The organism is Mailhella massiliensis (assembly GCF_900155525.1).
Lineage (GTDB): Bacteria > Desulfobacterota > Desulfovibrionia > Desulfovibrionales > Desulfovibrionaceae > Mailhella > Mailhella massiliensis.
Genome location: NZ_LT706940.1, coordinates 54,312 through 78,043, shown reverse-complemented (window position 1 = coordinate 78,043; position 23,732 = coordinate 54,312). Strand labels below are relative to the sequence as shown.

The following is a 23,732-nucleotide window of genomic DNA, read 5'->3' as shown; positions in this document are numbered from 1 at the left end:
TCACAAAATAGAATAATTATTTAATATAGTTGAATTTTTTACAGAAAAAAACTCTTTTTCAAAAGGTGAAGGGGCTTTGCCCCATTTTTTGCGGCGATGTCTTTTAACTTATTGTTATTTATAAATAAAAAAATGATTTTTCATAAAAATTCATCATGGCACGCTTCTTGCTTACAGGAAAATGCCGCACGGGAACATTTTATACAAGTTCCTCTTCTCTCAAAAAGGAAGAATGCGGCGGATAAGGGAAAAACGTCGGATGAACCGGCCAACCATACAAACGAGAAGGAGAAGCCATGAAACTTTTTCGCACGTTGCTTTGCGGTGTCGCCGTTGTCGGCATGATGGGCGCCAGCAGTCCTGCAGAAGCCGCCCGTCCCCTTACCCTGCGCCTCGGGCACCCCATGGCTCCGGGCAACAATGTCACCGTAGGGTATGAGAAGTTCGCGGAACTGGTGAAGGCCAAGTCCGGCGGCAAGATAAGGATACAGATTTTTCCCAACTGCCAGCTCGGTTCCGACCGTGTGACCACGGAAGCCGCCCAGGCGGGCACGCTTGACCTTTCTTCGAGCTCTACTCCCAATCTGGCCAGCTTTTCCAAGGATTACATGGCGATCGATCTGCCCTATGTGACATCGCCCAGGTATCAGCAGAACCTCTACAAGGCGCTGGATGAGGGCGAGCTCGGCAGGGCGCTGGACAAGGTGGCGGAACGCTGCGGATTGAAGACCATCATGTTCAGCGAATACGGCTACAGGAATTTCGTAAGCGCGGGCAAGCCGCTGGATTCCGTCAAATCCCTCATGAATCTCAAGGTGCGTACCACCGATTCTCCCGTGGAAGTGGCCGTGGCCACGGAACTCGGCATGAATCCCGCCCCCGTGGCCTGGGGAGAAACCTATACCGCTCTTCAGCAGGGTACCGTGGATGCCGAGGGCAATACCTTCTCTCTGCTCAACGACGCCAAACATACGGAAATTCTCAAGTATGCCATGAACTCCGAGCACAATTACTCCATGCACATCCTGCTCATGAACAAGGCCCGCTGGGACGGCCTGACGCAGGAGCAGCAGAACATCATCATGGAAGCCGCGCGTGAGGCCACCGACTGGCAGCGGGCGGAAACCATGAGACTGGAAGAAGCCGCCTGGCAGGCCTTCCGCGACAAGGGCATCAGTATTCACATGCTCACCGAAGAACAGAAGTCCGAGCTCTACAGACTCACCCAGCCCGTGCGCGATACGTTCGCCGGGGAAATCGACCCCGACCTGTTGAAGCTCATCGCCGACACCCAGAAGTAATACCGCCTGCGGGCGGAGCAGTCCGCCCGCCTCATACCCTTCTCTGAGGCTTGGAATCCATGAGCACCGATACGGAAAAATCTACCGGCATACTGTACTGGCTTGATGAGAACTTTGAAAATATCTTTCTGGTTTCAGGCCTTCTTGCCATCATCTGCTTCATCACCTGGCAGGTTGTTTACCGCTACTTCATCACTCCCTTCATCGACCGCGCGGGCGCGGCCGTGTGGACCGAGGAAATTTCCCGCTACATCTTCATCTGGATATCCTATATTGCCGTAGGCGGGGCCATCCGCAAGCGCAGCTCCATCCGCATCGACTTCGTGTATCAGATGCTGCCGCCCCGCCTTCAGCGCATCAGCTGGATATTCGTGGAACTCATCTTTCTTACCCTCACCCTTACCATCGCCTGGTACGGCTGGGGGCAGATAGAGCGGCTCCAGCGTTTCCCGCAGCATACCGCGGCCATGCGCATTCCCTTCCTCATTCCCTATCTCATTCTGCCTCTCGGCTTCGGCCTCATGAGCCTGCGCCTCGTGCAGTCCATGATCAGGCAGGTGAAGGTGACGGGAGTGCCGGACAGCCTCATCGGTGCGGTTCTCGCCGTGGCGGTCATGTCTCCCTGTGTGCTTGCGGAGTATATCGATCCTGTTCCCGCCCTGTTCGGTTACTTCCTCGTGTTCTGCGTGACGGGTGTGCCCATTGCCATAGGCCTCGGCATGTCCGCCCTGACCACCATTCTCTGTGCCGACACGCTTCCCATCGAGTACCTTGCGCAGGTGTCCTTCACCTCGCTGGACAGCTTCCCCATCATGGCCATCCCCTTCTTCATTGCGGCGGGCGTGTTCATGGGCGCGGGCGGCCTGTCCCAGCGCCTGCTCGGCCTTGCCGATGAAATGGTGGGCGGCATGTACGGAGGCATGGCCCTCACCACCGTGGCCACCTGCATGTTCTTCGGCGCCATCAGCGGTTCCGGCCCGGCCACCGTGGCGGCCATAGGCGCGCTCACCATTCCGGCCATGGAGGAACGCGGCTACAGCCGTACCTTTGCGGCGGCCATCGTGGCGGCGGCAGGCGCCATAGGCGTCATGATTCCGCCGAGCAACCCCTTCGTGGTATACGGCATCGCGGCTCAGGTTTCCATCGGCGATCTGTTCATCGGCGGCATCGTGCCCGGCGTGCTTACCGGCGGCGTGCTCATGGGCTATTCCTACTACGCGGCACGCAGGAACAACTGGCGCGGTTCCGCCCGCACCCGTACCGTGGCTACGGTGACGCGCGCCGTATGGGATGCCAAGTGGGCTCTGCTTGTTCCGGTCATCGTGCTCGGCGGCATTTACGGCGGACTCATGACTCCCACCGAAGCCGCGGCCGTGGCCTCCTTCTACGGGCTCATCGTAGGTGTGTTCCTCTACCGTGAACTGGACTTCCGCAAGGTCTGCGCCTGCTGCGTGGAAGCGTGCGAAACCTCCGCCGTCATCATCGTGCTCATGGCCATGGCCACATTGTTCGGCAACATCATGACCATTGAAGACGTGCCCGGTACCATAGCCCGCGCCATTCTCGGCATCACCAGCAGCAAGATAGCCATCCTGCTCATCATCAACGTGCTTCTGCTCATCGTGGGCATATTCATGGAGGCTCTGGCCGCCATCGTCATTCTCGTGCCCATACTTCTGCCCATCGTCACCGGTGTGGGCGTCTCGCCCCTGCACTTCGGCATCATCATGGTGGTGAACCTGGCCATCGGTTTCCTCACCCCGCCCGTGGGCGTCAACCTCTTCGTCGCCAGCGGCATATCGGGCACGCGCATCGAGCAGATCGCAAAAGCCAGCCTGCCCATGATAGGCCTGATGCTCATCGTGCTTCTTCTCATCACCTATATCCCGGCCATTCCTCTCTGCCTGATCGGCGGAGCCGGATAACTTCGGCCGCCCATACGGCAATGCGGATCTTCCCGGAGCCTTTTCCGGGAAGAGGTCTTCCTCCTCACCCCCATTTCAGGAGCGCAAGGCTCCCGGAGCCCGGCCGAAAGGCGGAGCCCGAAACAAATCATCAAGGAGTTCAGTCATGAGTGCCATCGAAATGCTCAATCCCGAAGCCTGTGAATGTCATTCCCCGCAGGAACAGCGCATTTTCGACGAACAGAAGGGCAGGAAGGACAAATACTACGACACGCATGCCCGCGTGTTCGACCTCATCGCCAGATTCGAAGGTCAGACTCCCGTCATCGACGTGGAACGCGCCCTGTACTTCACCCAGTCCATGAAGGAAACCGAAGGTCAGCCCCTGGTGCTGCGCTGGGCCAAGGCTCTCATGCATATCGCCAGGAACATGACCGTGGAAGTGGAGGACGGTCAGCTTCTGCTCGGTCGTGCGGGCGCAAAGATAGGCCGTTACGGCATACTGTACCCGGAACTCGACGGCGACTTCCTCGACATCGCGGTGCGCGATCTGCCCACCCGCGAGCAGTCCCCCGCCACCATCAGCCCGGAAGACGCGAAAATCGTCATGGAGGAAATCGCCCCCTACTGGAAGGGCAAGACCTACCATGAAGCCCTGAACAAGGCTCTTCCCGACTGGGTGCACAAGCTCACCTATGTGGACGACGACGGCCTCATCTCCCGCTTCGTGGTGAACGAAACCTCGTCCTTCCGTTCCTCCATCCAGTGGGTGCACGACTATGAAAAGGTGCTGAAGCGCGGCTTCAACGGCATCAAGGCCGAAGCGGAAGCCAAGCTTGCCGCCCTTGACCCCGCAAGCCCTGTGGATCAGGCCGACAAGCGTCCCTTCCTGGAAGCCGTGATCCTCGTGTCCGACGCCATCATTCTGTGGGCCCGCCGTTATGCCGCCAGGGCCCGCGAAGTGGCGGCCCTCACCACCGACCCTGTGCGCAAGGCCGAACTTCTGAAGATGGCCGAAATCGCGGAAAAGGTTCCCGCCGAACCTGCAGACAACTTCTATGAAGCCGTGCAGTCTCAGTGGTTCGTGCAGATGTTCTCCCGCATCGAGCAGAAAACCGGCACCACCATTTCCAACGGCCGTATGGACCAGTACTTCTACCCCTATTACAAGAAGGATATGGAAGAGGGCGTCCTGACCGAAGAAAAGGCCATGGAACTTCTGGAATGCATGTGGGTGGGCATGGCCGAATTCATCGATATGTACATCTCCCCCCAGGGCGGCGCCTTCAACGAAGGCTACGCGCACTGGGAAGCCGTGACCATCGGCGGACAGACCAGAGACGGCGTGGACGCCACCAACGAGCTCACGCATCTGTTCCTCCGTTCCAAGCGTGAATTCCCCCTTCATTACCCGGACCTTGCCGCCCGCGTGCATTCTCTCTCCCCCGACGAATACCTGTGGGACGTGGCCGAAACCATCAAGTACGGTTCCGGTTTCCCCAAGCTGTGCAACGACGAGGAAGTGGTGCCTCTGTACGCCTCCAAGGGCGGTACCTTTGAGGAAGCGCTGGACTACGCCGTTTCCGGCTGCACCGAAACCCGTATGCCCAACCGCGATACCTATACCTCCGGCGGCGCCTATACCAACTTCGCCGCGGCTCTGGAAATGGCTCTGCGACAGGGCAGGATGAAGAAGTACGGCGGCGAGCAGCTCGGTATCGAGACCCCCGATCCCCGCACCTTCAAGACCTGGGACGACATGTGGAATGCCTACAAGGCCCAGCAGGAACTTTTCCTGCGCGCCACCTTCACCCAGCAGTACATCGTCACCAAGGTGCGCGCCGAGCACTTCGCCCAGCCCATGGGTTCCGCGCTGCATGATCTGTGCATGAAGCACTGCCTCGATCTGCATACCCGCATCATCCCCGAGGGCGCGAACTTCGGCTACTTCGAGTTCATGGGCTTCGGTACCGTCATCGACTCCCTGGCGGCCATCAAGAAGCTGGTCTTCGAGGAAAAGCGCATCACCATGGATCAGCTTCTGGAAGCCATGGATCACAACTGGGTGGGCTACGAAGCCATACAGCGGCTCGTGAAGAGCTGCCCCTGCTACGGCAACGATGACCCCTATGCCGACGAAATCGGCAAGGCCATCGACCGCATCTGCGTGGAATTCGCCCAGAAGTATTCCCCGGAAATGGGCATCAACAACGACGTGCGCTATGTGCCCTTCACCTCCCATGTGCCCTTCGGCAAGGTGGTGAGCGCAACTCCCAACGGGCGTACGGAATGGTTCCCGCTCTCGGACGGCTCTTCCGCCTCCCACGGCGCGGACGTGAACGGCCCCACGGCCATTCTGCTTTCCAACTACAAGACCAAGAACTACGGCCTGCGCAACCGTGCGGCCCGTCTGCTGAACATCAAGTTCACGCCCAGGAGCGTGGAAGGCGATGCCGGCACCGAAAAGCTCGTTCAGTTCATCCGCACCTGGTGCGATCTCAAGCTGTGGCATCTGCAGTTCAACGTGCTCAATCAGGAAACGCTCATCGCCGCACAGAAGGACCCGCAGAAGTACCGCAACCTCATCGTCCGCGTGGCCGGCTACAGCGCCTACTTCGTGGATCTTTCTCCCGATCTTCAGAACGACCTGATCGCCCGTACCGATCATGACGATCTGTAGCAGACAGGGGGCCTGAGTCCCCGCCGGCTTCTCCTTCCTGCCGTGGAGAAGCCGGTTTTCCTGACAGAATGCCGGGGCGCCTTGCCGCCGCCCCGAAGCGGTACATGAGGTTACCATGAGTACGTTTGAAGACAGAAAGATCACCGGCGTGGTGTTCAATATCCAGAAATATTCCGTACACGACGGGCCGGGCATACGCACCATCGTGTTCACCAAGGGCTGCCCCCTGTCCTGCCGCTGGTGCAGCAACCCGGAATCGCAGTCTCCCCGGCCGCAGATGGCCTTCAATCCCGGGCGATGCATTTCCCCGGCAAAATGCGTCTTCTGCATTCCGGCCTGCCCTCATGGTTCCATTCGTGCCGAAAACGGCGCGCTTTCCATCGACTGCACGCATTGCGCTGCATGTGAAGGCATTGCCTGCGCCCGTGCCTGCCCTGCGCAGAGTCTCATTGCGTACGGCAAAGTCCGTACCGTGGAGGATGTGCTCGGCGTGGTGGCGCAGGATGCCATTTTTTATTCCCGCTCCGGCGGCGGCATGACCATTTCCGGCGGCGAACCTCTGCTGCAGAAGGATTTCGCGCTCGCGCTTCTGCGTGAAGCGCGCAGGCGCCGCATCAAGACCGCGGTGGAAACCTGCGGCTGCGTTCCGTGGGAAACGCTGGAGGAGGCCGCGCCGCACCTCAACAATATTCTGTTCGACGTCAAGCATACCGATACGGAAAGGCACCGATGGGGTACGGGCGTGGGCAACGAGCTCATCCTTTCCAATCTGAAGAAGCTTCTGGAGACATTTCCCGACAAGCCCGTGCTGGTGCGCACGCCGGTGGTTCCCGGCTTCAACGATACCATGGAAACGGCGCGGGAAATCGGGCGGCTGCTCAAAGGATATGCCAATGTTTCCTATGAGGCGTTGCCCTACCACCGGCTGGGTACGCAGAAATACATGTTTCTGGGCAGGGAATACCCCATGGGCGACGTTTCCCTTCCCGCAGGGGTCGCCCAGCGCTTTCAGCATGTCGTGGATGAGGAACGCGGCGTGAACGAGGCCCTTTAGAGGTTCTTACATCATGAGGAATCTGCGATGAAGATTATCGACTTCCGTTTCCGGCCCCATACCGGGGCCATTCTGGACGGCATTAAAAACAGCACCATGTTCAAGGCCAGCTGCGAGGCCAGCGGCTTCGACAAATGGCAGGCTCAGCCTCTTGAGCGCATCGTCGCCGACCTTGAGGAAAGAGGGGTGACTCGCTGCGTCATCACCGGCCGCGACTGCAGAACGACCTATGGTTTTCCCGACAACAACGGGAGCGTCCTGGAGTTCTGCCGCGCGTATCCCGACATGTTCGTCGGCTTCTGGGGCATCGATCCGCACAAGGGCATGGACGCCGTGCGCGAGGTGGAAAACGTGGTCAGCGAGTACGGTATGAAGGGTATTGCCACCGACCCGTATCTTGCCCGCATAAGTCCCTGCGAGGCCCGCTACTACCCCGTGTACGCCAAGTGCTGCGAACTCGGCGTGCCGGTGTTCATCACCATGGCTCCGCCGCCCCAGGTGCCCGGCGCGGTGATGGCCTGCACCGACCCGCGCGATGTGGACGTGGTGGCGCGCGATTTTCCCGAGCTGAAGATCATCATGAGCCACGGCGGCTATCCCTTCGTGCATGAGGCTATTTATGCCTGCTATCGCAATAAGAATGTGTATATGGACATTTCGGAGTATGAGACTGCTCCCATGTGCGAAATCTACATAAGCGCCATGAAGTCCATGATTGCCGACAAGGTGCTTTTCGCAAGCGCTCATCCCTTTGTGGAACAGGGCGAGTGCCTGGCACACTATGCCGCCATGGATCTGCCGGAGGATGTGCGCGAGAAGGTGATGTACAAAAATGCCTGCAGGGTGCTGGGGCTTTCCGAAGAATGATGCAAAGGGCGGACGGCTGTCCGCAGACATGGGCAAGGTCGCCGGGGCCGCCGCGGAAAAGGACGAAAGCCCGTTTTTGCAGCGGCCCTTTCCTTACGGGAGAGGGCGGGAAAAGCGATTGTGAACGACGTGGAATTGTTGCAGAATGTTTTTTTGTGGAAAAATTCAGCCTACGGTCGTTTGCTCCATGGATTCTGTACTTCTTGAATATGTAGAACAGGCTTTCGACGTCTTTCAGGACGGCATATGGATAAGCGATGCCGATTCCACATGCCTTTTCGTCAATAAAAAGTACGAGGAACTGAGCGGCTTTTCCAGAAAGTGGATGATGGGCCGGAAGGCGACGAGTATTGTGGCCGAAGGTATTTTCGACGTGGCCGTCAACCCGGAGGTCATCAGTACCGCACGGCCAGTTTCCAAAATACAGACGCTTTCCAACGGCCGCCATCTTTCCCTGGACGGTTTTCCCATTTTCGATAAAGAGGGAAAGGTGATCATGTGCATCACCTTCATCCGCGACATAAGTACCATAGTCAGCATGGAAAACCGTCTGGCTCAGCAGCGAGAGCTTCTGAACACGATTGTGCGGCTCAACAACAGCGCGGGGCTTCAGTCCGGAGAGGACGGGAGCGACTTCATATACAGCTCCGCCATGGAGGCCTTTCTTTTCAAGGCCCGCATCATGGCGCAGACGGATATTTCCATTCTCATTCTTGGGGAAACGGGCGTGGGCAAGGACGTCATGGCCCAGCGCATCCACACCATGAGCCGCCGGGCGGACAAGCCCTTCATCAAGGTGGACTGCGGAAGCATTTCCCCGAATCTCATTGAATCGGAGCTGTTCGGCTACATCGGCGGGGCCTTTTCCGGCGCAAGCCGGGGCGGCCACATAGGCCTTATCGAAGCCGCCGCCGGAGGAACGCTGTTTTTCGACGAGATAGGCGAGCTGCCCCTGCCGCTGCAGACGCGGCTTCTGCGTTTCCTGCAGGACGGGGTCATCGTGCGGGTGGGGGCGAACACTCCCAAGAATGTGGATGTGCGCGTGGTTGCCGCCACCAACAAGGACCTGGAAAAGGCCGTGAGCCGGGGGGAATTCCGCAGCGACCTTTACTACCGCCTGAAAATCGCGGTGCTGCATATTCCGCCTCTGAGAAAGAGAAAGGACGATATTCTTCCTCTGGCCGAGTTTTTCTTCCAGTATTTTTCCCGGCGTTACAACAGACCTCTGACCATGGCGGAGGATGTGGAACGCCTGCTGCTTGCCTACGAGTGGCCCGGCAATGTGCGCGAACTCAAGAGCATGATGCAGGAGGCCGTGGTCACCTGCCCGGAAAGTGTGGTGCGTGCTCATCATCTGCCCATCAAGGCCGTGCCGTCGGAACGGAAGCCGGTTTCCTCCGAAGAGGAATTCGACTTCGAGGGGAAGGATTATCACGACATCATGCGCGAGATGGAATGCCGCATGCTGCGCGCCGCCATCGCCCGTTTTTCCGGGAACATGACGGCGGCCTCCAGAATGCTCCGCATGGACAGAAGCACCATGTTCCGCAAGATACGCGAACTGGAGAAGCACGGGCTGAAGGTGATTTAATCTTTTTCCTGTCGGGAATGACCGGAAAGCAGAGCGAGGCAGATGCCGCCGAGTATGGGCACGGAACAGAGCGCAAGGCGCAGGGTGACGGGTTCGGCAAGAAAGATCACGGCAAGCGCGGCCGTGATGAGCGGCACGCTGAGCTGGATGACGGAAGCGCCCGTGAGGCTGTAGCGCGGTACGATGACGTACCAGAGTATGTAGCCGAGGGCGGAGGCCAGCGCCCCCGCCGCCAGCGCGCAGGCGTAGGCTTCGGGCTGCGCGGCTTCTTCCAGAGCAAGGGCGGCAGCGCCTGCGGCAAGCGCGGCGAGGGAGGCGCGGAAGAAATTGCCCGCCGTGGCCAGAGAGGCGGAGGAGGCTTTTCTTCCGCAGAGGCTGTATCCGGCCCAGGCAAGGCCCGTGACGACCATGAGCAGCGAGGCCCCCAGAGGCGGAGCCGTAAGTCCGGGCGAAAGCAGCGCCAGCAGACCGGCAGAAGCCAGGGCGAGCCCGGCCGTCTGCCGCTTCGTGAGGCGCAGGCCGTGGCTCATGCCCCAGCCCATCATGCCGAACTGTACGGAAATATTGATGATCAGGGTTCCCGCGGCCGAAGGGATGTTCTTGTAGGCCAGGGAGAAGGAGATCATGTAGAGAAAGAGAAAAAGCGCCCCCGGCCAGGAACTCTGCTTCCATGCCTGCTTCCACACCGAGCCCTCTCCCTTCTGCCCCCGCACCAGATGAACGGCGCAGAGCAGGGCCAGCATGGCTGCGGCGGAAAGGCCCCGCACGGCGGTGTACTGGAGAGGCTCCATATCCCAGATGACGAGGGCCGCGCGGCAGAAAATGGAGTTCAGGGCGAAAAGGGTGAGACAGAAGGCTGTGGAAAGAAAAAGAGTCATGGCAGAACCCGCTGTTGCGTTGGAGTCTTACCTTCCCTGCATGTTTCATGCCATGGGCGGCGTATGCACGGAAAAACGGGGCGGCATGGCTGACCATGCTGCCGCTTTGCAGGATGGCCTTGCGCTCCGGGCGGCTCCGTTTCGGGGCGGAACGGCAAAGGCCGAGCCTGTTCATGGAAGGATACGGCGCCTTTCGTATCAGGGTTTTCTGGAGAAATACAGGGGCGTTTTTGCAACAACAGGCATGAATGCACAGGCAGTATTGCACACAAAGATAGAAATATACAAAAAATTTCCATGGTGGTATAACCCGTGGTACGGAGGATCTCTGGTTCCTGCCGTTTTCGCGGGCGGCCCGCCTGCGTGCGGGCGGAGAAGTTCCCGGGGGAGGGGAGATGACCATATTTCTTGCGGTGAGTTTCGTGGTGGTGGGGTTTCTCTGTGGGGCCACCAGCATAGGGGGCATTCTGCTCATTCCGGCCATGGAATACGGCACGGGAATGCCGCTTCCTCTGGCCTCGGGTACGGCGCTGTGCAGCTTTTTCTTTACCGCTGCGGTGGGTACATGGCTGCACTACAGGCGGGGCAACCTGAAGAAGGAACTGGTGCTTCCCCAGTGTGCGGGGGCGCTCATCTTCAGCTTTTTCGGCGCGCTGACCAAGCATGTGGTGGGGGCCGTGGCGTTGAACGCCATCCTTGCCGCTCTCATCATCGTTTCCGGTCTTGCGGCCCTCAGGCCTGCGCGTCCCGTGCGCAGCATGGAAAGCGCGCAGGGACGTTTCCGCTACCTTCTGTTTGTGGGGGCTTTCGTGGGATTCATGGCCGGGCTTACGGGCATGGGCGGCCCCGTGCTTTCCGTACCCATGATGATCGTCATGGGCTTTTCTCCCATGGCCACGGTGGCCGCGGCGCAGCCTTTTCAGATGTTCGCCTGCTTTTCCGGGAGCGTGGGCAACATGATTCTCGACCAGATCGACTGGCCGGTCGCGCTCTTTTCCGTGCTGCTGCAGAGCGCGGGCGTATGGGCGGGCATACGCGCGGCGCGCAGCATGAATACCGCTCTTCTGAAAACATCCATCGCTTTTCTGTGCGTGTTCACAGGCGTGTTCATGCTTTTTCGCTGAAGGTTTTTGACCCGCACAAAAAAGGCCGGAACGAGTTCCGGCCTTTTTTCATGACGGGCGGGCTTATTCGCCGAGAGCCTTGTGGTAGGCTTCCAGAGCCTTTTCCAGGTAGGCGCCTTCCGGCTTTTCCGGCAGGCTCCAGGCAAGGGCGTGCAGACCTGCGGCAAGATCGGCCCAGTCCACCCAGCCCATGTGGGCGAGGCGGATGACCTTTTCCTTGAGATTGCCCTGACCTGCGGTGAGAATGACGCCGCAGTCCTTGAAGGCCCTGGCCACAATGGGGCTTGCGGGCATGGAGTCGGGCATGAGAATGCTGGTCAGACCCCAGGTATAGCGGCCTTCTTCCTTGACGAAGAGATCCATGCCCATGGCGGAAAGCCCGGTTCTGGCCATCTGCGTAAGAGCCCACTGTTTTTTGAAGATATTGTCCATGCCGAATTCCAGCAGCATGGTCAGCGCTTCATGCAGTCCCACGAGCAGACTGATGGGCGAGGTGTAGTGCGTCTGGTTCTTTTCGCAGTTGGCCTTCTCCTGCACGAGGTCGAAATAGTAGCACTGGGGGGCGACGCTTTCGGCCTTTTTCCAGGCGCGGGGAGAAAGGGCGATGAAGGCCAGGCCGGGGGGCAGCATGAGTCCCTTCTGCGAACCGGTGATGAGGCAGTCGATGCCCCAGGCATCCATGTCCACAGGGGAGATGGAAACGGCGGAAATGCCGTCGGCCACCAGAAGCACATCCCTTTCGCGGATGACGGCAGCCACTTCCTTCACGGGATGCAGCACGCCGGTGGACGTTTCGGAAATCTGCATGAACACGCCGCGTATGGCGGGATCGGCGTCCAGCAGGGCGCGGATTTCTTCAGGATCGAAGGATTCCCCCGCATTTTTGGAAAGCACCACGGCTTCAAGGCCGCGCATCTTCACGATGTCCAGCCATCGGTTGCCGAAATAGCCCGCCGTGGCCACGAGCACCTTTTCGCCGGGCGAGAAGAGGTTGAAGGCCGCGGCCGTCATGCCGCCGGTGCCGGAGCATGCCAGGGGAATGACCGGGGAGGACGTGCAGAAGAGCTTCTTCAGCATGACCTGATTTTCGGCCAGAACGGTCTTGAACGCGTCCTTGCGGTGATGCGGCAGGGGCGCGGCCATGGCAAGTCGGACACGGTCGGGGATGGGCGTGGGGCCAGGGGTGAGCATACGGGTAGCCTGAATGGAAGACATGGCGGAACCTCTTGTGCCGGCAAACTGTCGGAATGTTTTGCGCGGGATATGCGCGTCTTCACGGTATAGAAAAACGTCCTCAGCGGCAAGCATCCCCGGCAGGGAATGAAAAAGGCCCCGTGCCGTCGTGGCTCGGGGCCTTTCGTCCTTGCGGGCGGAAAAGAGCGTCGGTCTATGCCGGAAGATGGAACAGGAAGGCCTTGAGGTAGGCCGTTTCCGGCATGGCCGGGTGTATGGGGTGATCCGGCCCCTGGAAGCCCTGGAAGAGCAGGCGGGCGTTTCTGCGGCGTTTTGCCGCAGCCCGTGTGACGGCGGCGCGCAGGGCGTCGGCTTCCAGATGATGGGAGCAGGAGCAGGTCATGAGCATTCCGCCGGGCCTGACGAGGTCGAGCCCCAGTTCATTGACGCGGGCATACGCTTCAAGGCCCTGACGCGCGTCCTTCTTGCGCTTGATGAAGGCCGGAGGATCGAGGCAGACGATGTCGAAGGTGCGGCCCTCGCGCCGGAGATCCGCAAGCAGGGTAAGGGCGTCGCCCTGAAGGGTTTCCACTTCGGCTCCTGCGGCTTCGCCGTTTTTCCGGGCGTAGGAAAGAGCCTGGGCGGAGGCGTCTAAGAAGCTCACTCTGCCTGCGCCTTTTTTTGCCGCCAGCGCGCCGAAGCCCCCGGCATAGCAGAAGGCATCCAGCACATGGCAGCCGGGTGCGGCCTCAACGAAGGGCGTAAGCGCGGCGCGGTTTACCCGCTGATCGTAGAACCAGCCGGTTTTCTGTCCGCCCCTGAGCGGCAGGGCGTAGGTCATGCCGTTTTCTTCAATCTCTGTTTCGTCGGGAACGTCGCCGAGGGCGCTTTTCTGGAAGCGTTCCAGCCCTTCCAGATCGCGGGAGGCCACGTCGTTGTCCAGCAGAACGGAGGCGGGATGCAGCATGTCGTTCAGTACGGAGAGCAGTTCTTCGGTATGGGAGTCCATCCCCGCCGTGGTGATCTGGCAGACGATGTGGTCGCCGTGTCGGTCCGCCACAAGACCGGGCAGAAAATCGCCCTCTCCGTGGCAGAGGCGGTAGAAGGGACGGGAGAACATGCGTTCGCGCAGGGCGAGGGCGTCGGTGAGGCGGCGGCGCAGCAGATCGGCATCCAGCGCCTCCTCCGCCTTGCGGCTCACCATGCGCACGGCGATGAGCGAAGCGGGGTTGACGTAGCCTGTGCCGAGAATGCGGCCCCCGCAGTCGGCCACAAGCACGTTCTGCCCGGGAGTAAAGGAGGAAAGAGGGGAACGCCTTACGTCGATTTCGTTGCTGAACACCCAGAGGTGGCCTGCGCGCAGGCGGCGGTCTTCGCCTTTTTTCAGAAAAACGGTTTCCATGGCACGGTGTGGCTGAAGGATTGATGCATATGCCGCTTCGGGGCGGCTTGCGAAGGTCCGTTTCGGGCTGCCCCGGCTAGAGCAGGTTCAGCACGAACATGCAGAACCAGAGCGCGGCATTGACGACGAGCAGCAGGAAGACGGCGGCGGAGGCCATGTCCTTGGCGTTCTTCACTCCGATGTTGTATTCTTTGGTGATGAGATTGAGGGTTTCCTCAATGGCGGTATTGATGAGTTCCGCCATCATGACCAGAAGCCAGGCACCCAGGGCGATGAGCCAGGTGAGCGCGGGCTTCTGGAAGACGGCCAGCAGGATGATGAGAAGGATGAGTATGCCCGTTTCCTGCCGGAAGGCCAGACTGAGGCGCAGGCCCGTTCCGAGTCCGGCCAGGGAATAGCCCGCGGCCTTGAAGATGTGGAAGAAGCCTTCCTTGAAGCGTTCGCCGTTCATGATTACGCCTGCTGCTGCGGTTCGCCGCCGATTTCGAAGGAGCGGAACTGGTTGGCCTGGCCGTTGGCCTTGGGGCATTCCTTGCGCAGGTAGCAGATGTCGCACGCGCCGCGGAAGGGATAGGGGGTGAGCACGCTGAACTTGGGCAGCATGGAGTGGGTCACGTCCTGATATTCCAGTCCTTCCCTGGCAAGGACTTCGCGCAGAGCGGCCGTAGGCTCGGGAGCCGGGGCGCAGCCCGCTTCTTCCACCTCGGGCATGAGCTGGTACACCGCGCACTGGCACATGGTCTGGGCAAGGGCGCTCAGGCGGTAGCCGTATTCGGAGGACCTGGCCCATTCTTCGTCCACTTCCTTTTCCACGGCTTCATCCAGCCACAGGGCGAGATAGCGGCCCTTGCCGGTTTCCAGCTTGAGGGCGTGCAGCATGGGCAGCCAGCGTTCCCAGGTTTCGGCCAGCTCTTCGACCACCTTGCCGCCGAGTCGCTTTTCGGAAAGAAGGTTCAGCATGAGCTCAAAATCGAAGATGGGGCGGACGGGCAGCGTTTCCTTGGTGTAGCTGTTCATATATGTTCCTCTTGGGAGTGATGTCGGAGGCCGGGTTCCTCTGGCCGTCTTGAATGACCCAATGTGCCGCGCGACCGGCCTTCCGTCAAGTATCCGGCGGAAGCGCAGGCGGCCCGGGAGAGCATAAGATCCTTTACTTGAAGGGCTGTTCGGGATATGAGGAAATGTCCCGGCCAGCCCGCGAGGCGGCCGTTTTTGAGAGGTTTGCATGAGTCAGATCAGATATCCCAGCAGGGTGCGCTACGAATACAGCCAGGACCCTGACTGCCGCCTTCAGTACACGCACGGCGTGTGGGGCGGCATCAATCCGCAGGGCGAGATAGAAGTGAATTTTTATGTGGAAAGCGACAAGCTTCCGTCGTTTTCCGAACGTGCCGTGGAGCCGGACGGAGCCTTCGGCGCGGAAGTGGTGCCCTTCGATGAGGAAGAGCGCGTCATCAACCGTCACATCCATTCCCGCGTGCTTTTCAACTATCACACGGCCCGCGCCCTCATGGAGTGGCTGGAAGAGAAGATAGACACGCTGGAAATGGAGGAAAGCGCCAACTTCAACCCTGAAGACGGCGGCCCCGAGGTACAGCAGTAAATGCCCCGCAGGAACCGTTACCAGATAGGCGGAGAGGAAGAGAAGGAATGCGTGAGCCGTTCGCAGAAAAAGCGCGACAGCTCGGCCCTTCAGGAAGTGGGTGAACGCCTTGCCAAAATTCCCGCCGTCAAAAGGGCCCGCCTGCCGCTGCCCGAAGATCTGCGCGACGCTCTGGATGAGTACGACCGTCTTTCCGGTCACGAGGCCAGAAGGCGGCAGATGCAGTTCATCGGCAGGCTCATGCGCGAGGCGGGCGAGGAAGGCACACTGCAGAGCGTGCTCGACGCCCTTGCCGTGCTGGAATAGTCTTTTCGGAGGAAAAATCGGCCGGATGCATATTTTTTGCTTGACGGCCGGGAATGAATCTGGCAAATATACACCTGCAACGGGGATGTAGCTCAGTTGGGAGAGCGCTTGAATGGCATTCAAGAGGCCAAGAGTTCAATTCTCTTCATCTCCACCAGAATTTCAGCCGCCTGTACCTACAGGCGGCTTTTTTCATATCTTTACACCGGAGCGAGATATGCTCGAACCTGATATACGCATCGACGACGACATGCTTTCCCGTTGCCCGGAATGCCGTCTGGGCTGGCTCTGCTATGAGGCGCAGCCTGTGGAATCCGGCGAAGCCGTATGGAGCCGTTTCGCGCTTTTTCTGCCCGGTCTGAAGGCGCGGCTGGAAGCGACTCCCCTTGCCGACATGCCCAATCTCGGTGAATCCCGGCGCGGATACAAGGCCTGCGGCAAGGATCCGGGGCGCTGGCGCGTTTCTTCCGAAGCGCTGTACCGCCGCGTGCGTCAGGGCAAGGATCTTTACCGCATCAACACCGTGGTGGATGTGAACAACCTGATTTCTCTGGAAACGGGATTTTCTCTCGGTTCCTACGACAGGGACAGGCTGGAAGGCACGCTTGTGCTGCGTCGCGGCCGTAACGGGGAGAGCTATCCGGGCATAGGCAAGGATGCCGTGGATCTGGAGAACATGCCTCTTCTTGCGGACGACGCGGGCGCGGTGGGCAGCCCCACCAGCGATTCCACGCGGGCCATGGTGCGCCCCGAAAGCCGCCGTATCCTTACCCTCATATATTCCTTTTCGCCAAGGGCCGAACTGGAAAGAGCGCTCGATCTGGCCCGCACGCTTTTTGTGGAGCTGACGGGTGCGGAGAATCTCGTCTGCGGCATTGTGGAGAAGCGTGCGTGAAAAAGCTTATGAATGATCGCCGGTTCTGGGTAGGAACCGGTTACTGCATCATGGCGGCGCTGGCCTGGGCCATCATCGGTCCTGTTTCCCGCGTGTGTTTCGCCGAAGGCATGGGGCCCACGTCCGTCGCGTTCTGGCGACTGGCCATTTCCGGCCTGTGCTTTCTTGTGCACGCGCTTTTGAGCGGAGGCCTTCATGCCCGCGGGCGCGACCTTGTAAGCATGCTGCTCTTCGGCGCCGTGAACGTGTCGCTGGTCATTCTCTCTCTGCAGATTTCCATTCAGAAAAGCGGCGGGGCGCTTGCCATCATTCTCATGTTCACGGCTCCGGCGTGGGTGGCCTTCTTCTCCCGGCTGATTTTCCATGAAGCCATCAACAAAGTGAAGGTGGCTGCGCTGGCGCTTGCCATGGTGGGAACCAGTCTGGTCTGCCTTTCGGGCGGCAGCCTCGGAGAGGAGATATCCTATATCGGCATAGGCTGCGGCCTGCTTTCCGGTTTTACCTATGCCTTCCAGTTCCTCTTTTTCACCTGGTACAAGGATCGTTATTCCACACAGGCGCTTTTCGCCCTCACCTTTCTCCCCGCCGCGCTGGTGCTGGCCTTCTTCGCGGAGTTCGGTCCCATGACGCTGCATGCGATGGGGGCTCTCTTCATTCTCAGCGTGGTGTCCACCTATATTTCCTATTTCTGGTACGGGCAGTCGCTGCGCTATCTTTCTCCTGTGCAGGCCGCCATTCTGGGCAATCTGGAACCGGTGGTGAGCACGCTTTTGTGCTGGTGCTTCTGGAACGAGAACTTTTCCTTCATCGGCTGGGTGGGCTGTGCGCTGGTCATCGGCTCCGTGCTGCTGCTTGCGCTGAAGAAGTAACGCTGTTTTCCGCTGCATGAAAAAAGACGCCTTTCCGAAGAAGGGCGTCTTTTTTCATACGCATGATGGAAGAGGGAATGTTCTGTGCCTGCGTTATCTTTCCGAAGTTCTTCGCTTATACGGCCGTCAGAAGATCACCGAGGAAGAGATAGGCGAAGGCGAAGTAGATGCATACCCCGAAAAGATCCATGATGGACGTGATGAGCGGGGAAGAGAGCGTGGCCGGGTCCGTGCCCATGCGACGGGCAACGAAGGGCAGACAGAGGCCGATGACGCCTCCGGCTGCGGTGCAGACGAACATGCTGAGCCCCACGGTGAGGATGACGTCGAAGCTGATGCCCTTGGAGAACCAGGCCAGAATCCCTTCCAGCACGGCTACGCTGAGCCCGAGGGCGCAGGCGACGGGCATTTCCCGCCGGAGCACGCGCCACAGATCGGACAGGCAGAGCGTTACGTCGCCCACGGCCATGGAGCGTATGACCAGCGTGGCGGACTGGCTGCCGGTATTGCCGCCCATGTCCACGATGGGTGCGATGAATGCGGCAAGCACGATGACGCGGGAGAGTATTTCCTCCTGCGCGGCGACGAAGGTGCTGGTGATGACGCCGAACACGGTAAGGAAGATGAGCCAGAACACGCGCACTCTGAACATGGCGGGCAGGGAGGACTTCAGAATGTCCAGATCGGTGTCGTCGGCCGTGGCCGTGCCGCCGAAGCGGGCGAGCTGGGAGGCGTCCTGTTCCTTTTCTATGTCCATGGCGTCGTCCACGGTGATGATGCCCATCATCTTGTTGTCGTCGTCCATGACGGGCAGGGCCAGCAGGTCGTAGCGGCGTATCATTTCCGTGGAGCGGGTGCGCGGCCATGAGGCGCGTACGGAAACGGGACGGCGGCGCATGATGCTTTCCACGGCGGCGTTGTCGTCCGCAAGCAGCAGTTCCCGGAGCGACACGGTGCCGAGCAGATGCTTTTCCCTGTCGAGCACATAAACGATATAGACGGTTTCGCTGCCGCGCGCCGCAGCCCGTACGGTTTTGAGCGCCGCCGCGACCCGCGTTTCGGGAAGAACGGAAATATATTCGGAAGTGGTGGCGGAGCCGGTGCTTTCTTCGGGGAAGGATGCCAGATGGAGCATGTCTTCCCGGATGCCCTGTTCCAGAGAGGGCAGAATGTTCCGCCGGGCCTGAGCATCGAGCAGACCGTAGAGGTCGGCGCGTTCGTCGGCGGGGAGATGCTTCAGCAGACGGGCGGCCTCCTCTTTGTTCATGTCGTGGAAAAGACCGGTCTGGAGTTCTTCGGAAAAATAGCTGAACAGGGAGGCGGCCGTTTCTCTATCCAGCCCTCTCAGCAGGGAAAGGACGGAGGCGCGGGGAAGGGTGGCGAGTTCTTCCGCCAGGTCGGAGGGATGCCCGGTTTCCGCCATGGTGGTGAAATCGAGGTGGCGGCGGTTCCGGGACAGTTCACGGACGCAGAGAGCGATATCCTTACGGGTCATGGCATGATTCCTCTTTTTGTGCGGTTGAAGGGGAGGATTCGGGGCGATGGGCCGAAGGGACGATGGTACTGTCGGGGTTTTCCATGGAATGCTCCTTGCAGATGGAAAGGGTGAGCCGCAGGAAACGCGGCATGACGATGCCGGAAGGAGGCCTGCGCTGTGCGTGCGTGAGAAATCGACGCAACGCACGGCGGAGCCGTAGCGGGCGCACGGGGGCCGGCCCTCCTGCCATGGTCGGAACAGGCGGAATTAAACGAGGGGAACGGCATCCGCCTCAGGGAAGCGGAGCGTTACGCACAGGGGAAGAGGGCTGTATTGCCGGAAGAGGCGGGAGGCAGGGACGGGGAATGCCGCCGCAGGTATTTTGCGGAGGAAAGGGCGCAACAAAGAGCAGCGCGCGGCACAGAGCGCGTGGGGATGCGGAACACGTGGAAAAGAGGGGAAAAACATGGAACCTCCTCGCCCGGCCTGCGGCCTGCGGGAGGATGCGCGCAAGGCCGTCAGTTCAGAGCGTCGAGAAAGGTGAAATGTTGACTGTGACTGTCGGCAGACATGGCGACTTCCTTGCAGATAAAGAGTGAATGACCCCCAATAGCCTGTAAAAGCTGAAGATGTCAAGCCCGGGCGTCGCCTGCGCGAATTCTGCACGAGGGGCGGAGCGCGGCCGATGCCTTGAATGGCGGAGTTTTCTGCCGGAAAAGCTGCCGGCGGAACCGGAGGCAGGGGCGGAGGGAAGAAATCGTCCCGTGGGGAAGTATTGCTGTACGGAGAAGGCGGGGAGACTTCGGCCCGCAGGCGATTCTGCCTTCAGCGTCGCCGGACAGGGGGGAGCCGTAAGTTTTTTCAGGGGGGGAAGGGAACACTGTCCCGGCGAAGCGGCGGGAACGGCCCGGAGGGGGCTGCATGGGGCCGGGGCGCGCGCTTTTGCGGTCGATAGGGAGCAGGGAAAACGTTGCCGCAGGGAATTAAAGCAGCAGGCCCGCGCTGTTCGGCGCGGGCCTGCAAAACGGCGACTGCTGTGTCTACGCCTTCTGCGCGCGGATCCAGGCCATGGCTTCGGGCAGGTTCAGCGTGCCTTCGTAAATGGCGCGGCCGGAAATGGCGCCCTGAAGGCTGGCGTTCACACTGAGGGGATAAAGGGCCTTGATGTCTTCAAGCGTGGCCACGCCGCCCGCGGCCACCACGGGTACGGGGCTTGTTTCGGCAAGGTGCGTGAGCATGGGCATGTTCACGCCGCTCTGCATACCGTCGCGTGCGATATCGGTGTAGATGATGAAGGCCGTGCCGTCGCCCACAAGGCGGGGCAGCACTTCATCCACCGTAACGCCCGCATCGGTCACCCAGCCGCGGGTTTTCAGCCTGCCGTCCACGGCGTCGAGGGAAACGCCTATTCTGCCGGGGAACAGGGAACAGAGGCGGGCGTATTCAGCGGGCTTTTCCAGCGCCATGGTTCCGATGATGAGGCGGGTCACGCCTGCGTCGAACCACATGCGCGCGGCGTCTTCGTCGCGGACGCCTCCGCCGAGTTCAATGGGAATGTCAAGCGCGGCACTGATGCGGGCCACAAGGTCGGCGTTGACGCTTTTGCCCTGGAAGGCGCCGTCGAGGTCGATGAGATGCAGCCATTCCGCGCCCTGCTTCTGCCAGTGCAGGGCGGCTTCCACCGGATCATCGTTGAAAACGGTGGACTCTTCGGCCTTGCCCTGTTTCAGGCGCACGGCCTTGCCGTTCTGCAGGTCTACTGCGGGAAAGATGATCATAGACCGAATTCCTCCAGAGCCTTGTCCATGCCTTCCGCCGCAAGTTCCTCAGCCGTGATCCAGCTGCCGCCTCTGCGGAAGAAGGAACCGATCTTGGTGATGTCGCTGGCAAGAGATTTCTGCTCTTCGGCAAAGTGGCTGCGCATCACCAGCGTGGCGGGATCGCGCGCATCGATGAGGTAGAAGTCTTCGTTGACGGAGGCGGCGGACATGACGCCGGCCTTGCCGCCCACGCGGGCCTGCATCTCGATGATGTGCGGAACGATGATCATGTCCGCGCCTGCGGCCCGGGCGCGCGTCGCCCAGGTGACGAGGGCGTTTCTGCGGCCGCGCGCGTCTCTGGCCATGTCGCCCGAAATGTCGGCATCACTCAGAAAGACGTAGGAACGGCCGCTTTTCTTCAGCTTGTCGCGGAAAAGATCGTCCAAGGCCGCCAGCGTCTGTTCGGAGATTTTCTTCTGGTCTTCGGGAATGAAGCCGGAAAGAAGTTCCGTGGTCTGCGTAGGCTGGGTGAAGGGCGCCACGGCGACGACAAGGTCGGGCATGATGAGGCGCTGCTGTTCGGGCCCCTTCTGGCAGCCGGCCAGCAGGCAGAGGCTGCACAGGGCAAGGAGGAAATGGCGGAAAAACATCAGTCGAGACTCCCCTTGGTGCTGGGCATACGGTCATGGCTGCGGCGCACAGCCTGCGCCAGCGCAAGGCCCAGTCCCTTGGCGGCGGATTCCAGAAGGTGATGGCCGTTTTTGCCGTACTGGAAAGAAATGTGAAGATTGCACTGGGCGGAGGAGGCGAAGGCCTTGTAGAATTCCCGCCATACGTCTTTTTCCTCGCCCGCCATGACGGGGGGCAGCAGTTCGTCGCCCCGGAACTCCAGCCACGGGCGGCCCGACAGGTCGATGGTCACGTCGGCCAGGGCTTCGTCCATGGGCACGCGCGCCCAGCCCACGCGGGCTATGCCTTTTCTGTTGCCGAGAGCATCACGCAGCGCTTTGCCCAGGCACAGGGCCACATCTTCCGTGGTGTGGTGCGCATCCACATGCATGTCGCCGGAAGAGGTGAGACGGAGGTCGAACCCGGCCCAGAACGCCGTGAGCGTGAGCATGTGGTCGAGCATCCCGAAGCCTGTGGAAACGGTGCAGTTGCCCGCTCCTTCGAGCAGAAGTTCCAGCCGTACCGAGGTTTCCCCCGTGGAGCGCGAAAGCTCTGCCGCGCGTTCAGAATAGTCCGCCATGTCAGGCCTCCTTTTTCCCTTCGCTTTTTTCCGAAGCGTCGCCGGAATCCTTCTTCTTGTACGCCATGGCCGAAACATAGATGCTCACCTCGTAGAGAAGCAGCATGGGCAGGGCCATGAGGCACTGGGAGAAGACGTCCGGCGGGGTGAGAATGGCGGCCACGATGAAGATGACCAGTATGGCGTAACGCCTTGTGCGGCGCATGAACTCGGGGGTGAGCAGGCCGAAGCGCGAAAGAAAATACGCGAACAGCGGCATTTCGAACACCAGTCCGAAGGCGATGAGGAGCTTGAGCGCAAAGCTGAGGTATTCCTCCACCGATATCATGGGCACGATGGTTTCCGTGGCGAAGCCCATGAAGAACTTGAAGGCGATGGGGAACACCAGGAAGAAGCAGAACGCCGCGCCCGCCAGGAAGAAGATGGAGGAGAAGAAGGCCAGCGGCAGTACCGCCCGCCGTTCCTCACGGTACAGGCCCGGCGCGATGAAGGCCCAGAGCTGATAGAAGCTGAAGGGACTCGTGCCGAACAGCGAGGCCACGAGGGCCACCTTCATATAGGTGAAGAAGGCTCCCTGCGGAGAGGTGTAGATGAGCTTGCTGCCCTCCGGCATACAGGCCTGAAGAGGGGCGGAAAGGAAGGCGTACAGCGGTTCGGATACGCCGTAGAACGCCACGAAGCCGAGAAGAACGATGATGACGATGCGGAAAAGCCGACGCCTGAGTTCGTTGAGATGCCCCATGATGCTCATGGGCACGTCGTCTTCCGCGCCTTCCTCCTCGTCCTCTTCGGGTTCTTCCTGCTTTTTTTCCGGAGCCTGGAAGGCTGCAAAGGCGGGCACCTCGGAGGCGGGCTTTTCTTCCCCGCTGTTTTCCACGGGAGTTTCCGGCTCTTTCTCAGGCTGCTCCCGACCGTCCTCTCCGGCATTTTCTCCGAAGAGATTCAGCGGCCCGTGGGGGCTGCCGTCGTCGAAAATATCGGCGGTGTCGGCGGGCGCGTCCCCTTCGTTTTTGTCGGCGTTTTCAGCGGGAGCATCTTCTCCCGGAGCCGCAGGGGCGGAACTTTCACCGGAATCGTCGCCTTTTCCGGTTTCATCCTTGGAAAATTCGTACCCCGTGGAGGCGGCCGAAGCTGCGGAAGCGTAATAGGAAGCCATATCCGGCTCAGCCTTGTTCACGGCGTCGTCGGAGGGCTCCCCTCCAGTCACAGGGGGATTGATGATGTCTTTGTTTTCCATGCCGTCCGCCCGCTCAGGCCTTGTTTTCCGTATCCGTCTCAGCATTTTTGACCTGTGCTGCGGCCTTTTCCGTTTCGGCTCCGGCGGCGGCCTTTCTGGCCTTTGCCTTCTCCGCTTCTTCCTCAAAGGCGATTTCCGTATTGAGGGTGCGCTGGAACTCCGTGGAAACACGGCGGAACTCGCCCATGGCGCGGCCAAGGGTATGGGCTATCTTGGGCAGGTTCTTGGGGCCGAGAACCAGAAGCGCCACAACCAGGATGACCAGCAATTCTGTACTGCCGATGCCGAACATCTATAAAAACTCCTCGCGAGGGTTATCTCTCCGTCAGCTCTGGACGGTAGCATATCGTTTGTGGGCCTTC

Annotated in this window: 22 protein-coding genes and 1 tRNA gene; 12 read left to right on the top strand and 11 right to left on the bottom strand. The window is 60.2% G+C overall.

Annotation, left to right across the window (positions count from 1 at the left end):
* The first annotated feature begins 341 nt into the window (after positions 1-341).
* The 6 genes from CZ345_RS01860 to CZ345_RS01835 all read left to right on the top strand — a co-directional run bounded on the left by CZ345_RS01860 (position 342) and on the right by CZ345_RS01835 (position 9,397).
* The gene (locus CZ345_RS01860; protein WP_420538681.1) at positions 342-1,301 is read left to right on the top strand and encodes a TRAP transporter substrate-binding protein; all 960 of its coding nucleotides are present in this window, start codon (positions 342-344) and stop codon (positions 1,299-1,301) included.
* Between the two features lie 59 nt (positions 1,302-1,360).
* The gene (locus CZ345_RS01855) at positions 1,361-3,226 is read left to right on the top strand and encodes a TRAP transporter large permease (RefSeq protein WP_077071616.1); all 1,866 of its coding nucleotides are present in this window, start codon (positions 1,361-1,363) and stop codon (positions 3,224-3,226) included.
* A 145-nt stretch (positions 3,227-3,371) separates the two neighbouring features.
* On the top strand, positions 3,372-5,885 hold the full coding sequence (gene hpsG, locus CZ345_RS01850) for a (2S)-3-sulfopropanediol dehydratase (RefSeq protein ID WP_239446583.1): 2,514 nt from the start codon (positions 3,372-3,374) through the stop codon (positions 5,883-5,885).
* Between the two features lie 115 nt (positions 5,886-6,000).
* The gene (gene hpsH, locus CZ345_RS01845) at positions 6,001-6,939 is read left to right on the top strand and encodes a (2S)-3-sulfopropanediol dehydratase activating enzyme (protein ID WP_077071500.1); all 939 of its coding nucleotides are present in this window, start codon (positions 6,001-6,003) and stop codon (positions 6,937-6,939) included.
* A 27-nt stretch (positions 6,940-6,966) separates the two neighbouring features.
* Positions 6,967-7,806, top strand: coding sequence for an amidohydrolase family protein (locus tag CZ345_RS01840; protein WP_077071499.1), 840 nt, complete (start codon positions 6,967-6,969; stop codon positions 7,804-7,806).
* 187 nt (positions 7,807-7,993) lie between these two features.
* A complete protein-coding gene (locus CZ345_RS01835; protein ID WP_077071498.1) occupies positions 7,994-9,397 on the top strand; it encodes a sigma-54 interaction domain-containing protein in 1,404 nt (467 codons plus the stop codon).
* Here the strand turns inward: CZ345_RS01835 and CZ345_RS01830 are convergent.
* Positions 9,394-10,275 (bottom strand): DMT family transporter, encoded by an 882-nt coding sequence (locus tag CZ345_RS01830; RefSeq protein ID WP_077071497.1) that lies wholly within the window; start codon positions 10,273-10,275, stop codon positions 9,394-9,396. The two genes, CZ345_RS01835 and CZ345_RS01830, sit on opposite strands and share 4 nt — an antisense overlap.
* Before the next feature lie 395 nt (positions 10,276-10,670).
* On the opposite strand from CZ345_RS01830, the gene CZ345_RS01825 reads away from it, so the two are divergent.
* Positions 10,671-11,399, top strand: coding sequence for a sulfite exporter TauE/SafE family protein (locus CZ345_RS01825; protein WP_077071496.1), 729 nt, complete (start codon positions 10,671-10,673; stop codon positions 11,397-11,399).
* 63 nt (positions 11,400-11,462) lie between these two features.
* Here CZ345_RS01825 and CZ345_RS01820 read toward each other — a convergent pair whose 3' ends face one another.
* From CZ345_RS01820 to CZ345_RS16975, 4 genes are all read right to left on the bottom strand, one after another.
* Entirely contained in the window at positions 11,463-12,614 is a 1,152-nt protein-coding gene (locus CZ345_RS01820) for a pyridoxal-phosphate-dependent aminotransferase family protein (RefSeq protein WP_077071495.1), read from the bottom strand.
* A 172-nt stretch (positions 12,615-12,786) separates the two neighbouring features.
* Positions 12,787-13,974: a class I SAM-dependent rRNA methyltransferase gene (locus CZ345_RS01815; RefSeq protein WP_077071494.1), complete on the bottom strand. Its 1,188-nt coding sequence runs from the start codon at positions 13,972-13,974 to the stop codon at positions 12,787-12,789.
* Positions 13,975-14,050: 76 nt separating this feature from the next.
* Positions 14,051-14,425, bottom strand: coding sequence for a diacylglycerol kinase (locus tag CZ345_RS16980; protein ID WP_077071493.1), 375 nt, complete (start codon positions 14,423-14,425; stop codon positions 14,051-14,053).
* A gap of 2 nt (positions 14,426-14,427) precedes the next feature.
* Entirely contained in the window at positions 14,428-14,991 is a 564-nt protein-coding gene (locus CZ345_RS16975) for a hypothetical protein (protein ID WP_077071492.1), read from the bottom strand.
* 208 nt (positions 14,992-15,199) lie between these two features.
* Between CZ345_RS16975 and CZ345_RS01800 the strand changes: the two genes are divergently transcribed.
* The 5 genes from CZ345_RS01800 (at position 15,200) to CZ345_RS01780 (ending at position 17,647) form a co-directional block, all read left to right on the top strand.
* Complete coding sequence (locus tag CZ345_RS01800) at positions 15,200-15,577, top strand: hypothetical protein (protein WP_077071491.1); 378 nt, start codon at positions 15,200-15,202, stop codon at positions 15,575-15,577.
* The gene (gene yjgA / locus CZ345_RS01795; protein ID WP_077071490.1) at positions 15,578-15,883 is read left to right on the top strand and encodes a ribosome biogenesis factor YjgA; all 306 of its coding nucleotides are present in this window, start codon (positions 15,578-15,580) and stop codon (positions 15,881-15,883) included.
* 81 nt (positions 15,884-15,964) lie between these two features.
* Positions 15,965-16,040: transfer RNA gene (locus tag CZ345_RS01790), tRNA-Ala, on the top strand.
* 60 nt (positions 16,041-16,100) lie between these two features.
* Positions 16,101-16,778: a B3/B4 domain-containing protein gene (locus tag CZ345_RS01785; protein ID WP_077071489.1), complete on the top strand. Its 678-nt coding sequence runs from the start codon at positions 16,101-16,103 to the stop codon at positions 16,776-16,778.
* Positions 16,775-17,647, top strand: a complete 873-nt coding sequence (locus CZ345_RS01780) for a DMT family transporter (RefSeq protein ID WP_083717060.1) — start codon at positions 16,775-16,777, stop codon at positions 17,645-17,647. Before CZ345_RS01785 ends, CZ345_RS01780 begins: the two co-directional genes overlap by 4 nt.
* A 115-nt stretch (positions 17,648-17,762) precedes the next feature.
* Here CZ345_RS01780 and mgtE read toward each other — a convergent pair whose 3' ends face one another.
* The 6 genes from mgtE to tatB form a co-directional block, all read right to left on the bottom strand.
* Positions 17,763-19,142 carry a magnesium transporter gene (mgtE, locus tag CZ345_RS01775; protein WP_077071488.1) on the bottom strand — a complete coding sequence of 460 codons (1,380 nt, stop codon included), beginning with the start codon at positions 19,140-19,142 and terminating at the stop codon, positions 17,763-17,765.
* Positions 19,143-20,164: 1,022 nt separating this feature from the next.
* The gene (hisA, locus tag CZ345_RS01770) at positions 20,165-20,902 is read right to left on the bottom strand and encodes a 1-(5-phosphoribosyl)-5-[(5-phosphoribosylamino)methylideneamino]imidazole-4-carboxamide isomerase (protein ID WP_077071487.1); all 738 of its coding nucleotides are present in this window, start codon (positions 20,900-20,902) and stop codon (positions 20,165-20,167) included.
* Positions 20,899-21,534: a hypothetical protein gene (locus tag CZ345_RS01765; RefSeq protein WP_077071486.1), complete on the bottom strand. Its 636-nt coding sequence runs from the start codon at positions 21,532-21,534 to the stop codon at positions 20,899-20,901. The genes hisA and CZ345_RS01765 overlap by 4 nt, the downstream gene beginning before the upstream one ends.
* Positions 21,534-22,133: an imidazoleglycerol-phosphate dehydratase gene (locus tag CZ345_RS01760; RefSeq protein ID WP_077071485.1), complete on the bottom strand. Its 600-nt coding sequence runs from the start codon at positions 22,131-22,133 to the stop codon at positions 21,534-21,536. Before CZ345_RS01760 ends, CZ345_RS01765 begins: the two co-directional genes overlap by 1 nt.
* Position 22,134: 1 nt before the next feature.
* A complete protein-coding gene (gene tatC, locus CZ345_RS17640) occupies positions 22,135-22,884 on the bottom strand; it encodes a twin-arginine translocase subunit TatC (protein WP_077071613.1) in 750 nt (249 codons plus the stop codon).
* Between the two features lie 499 nt (positions 22,885-23,383).
* A complete protein-coding gene (gene tatB, locus CZ345_RS01750) occupies positions 23,384-23,662 on the bottom strand; it encodes a Sec-independent protein translocase protein TatB (RefSeq protein WP_077071484.1) in 279 nt (92 codons plus the stop codon).
* Between the last annotated feature and the right edge of the window lie 70 nt (positions 23,663-23,732).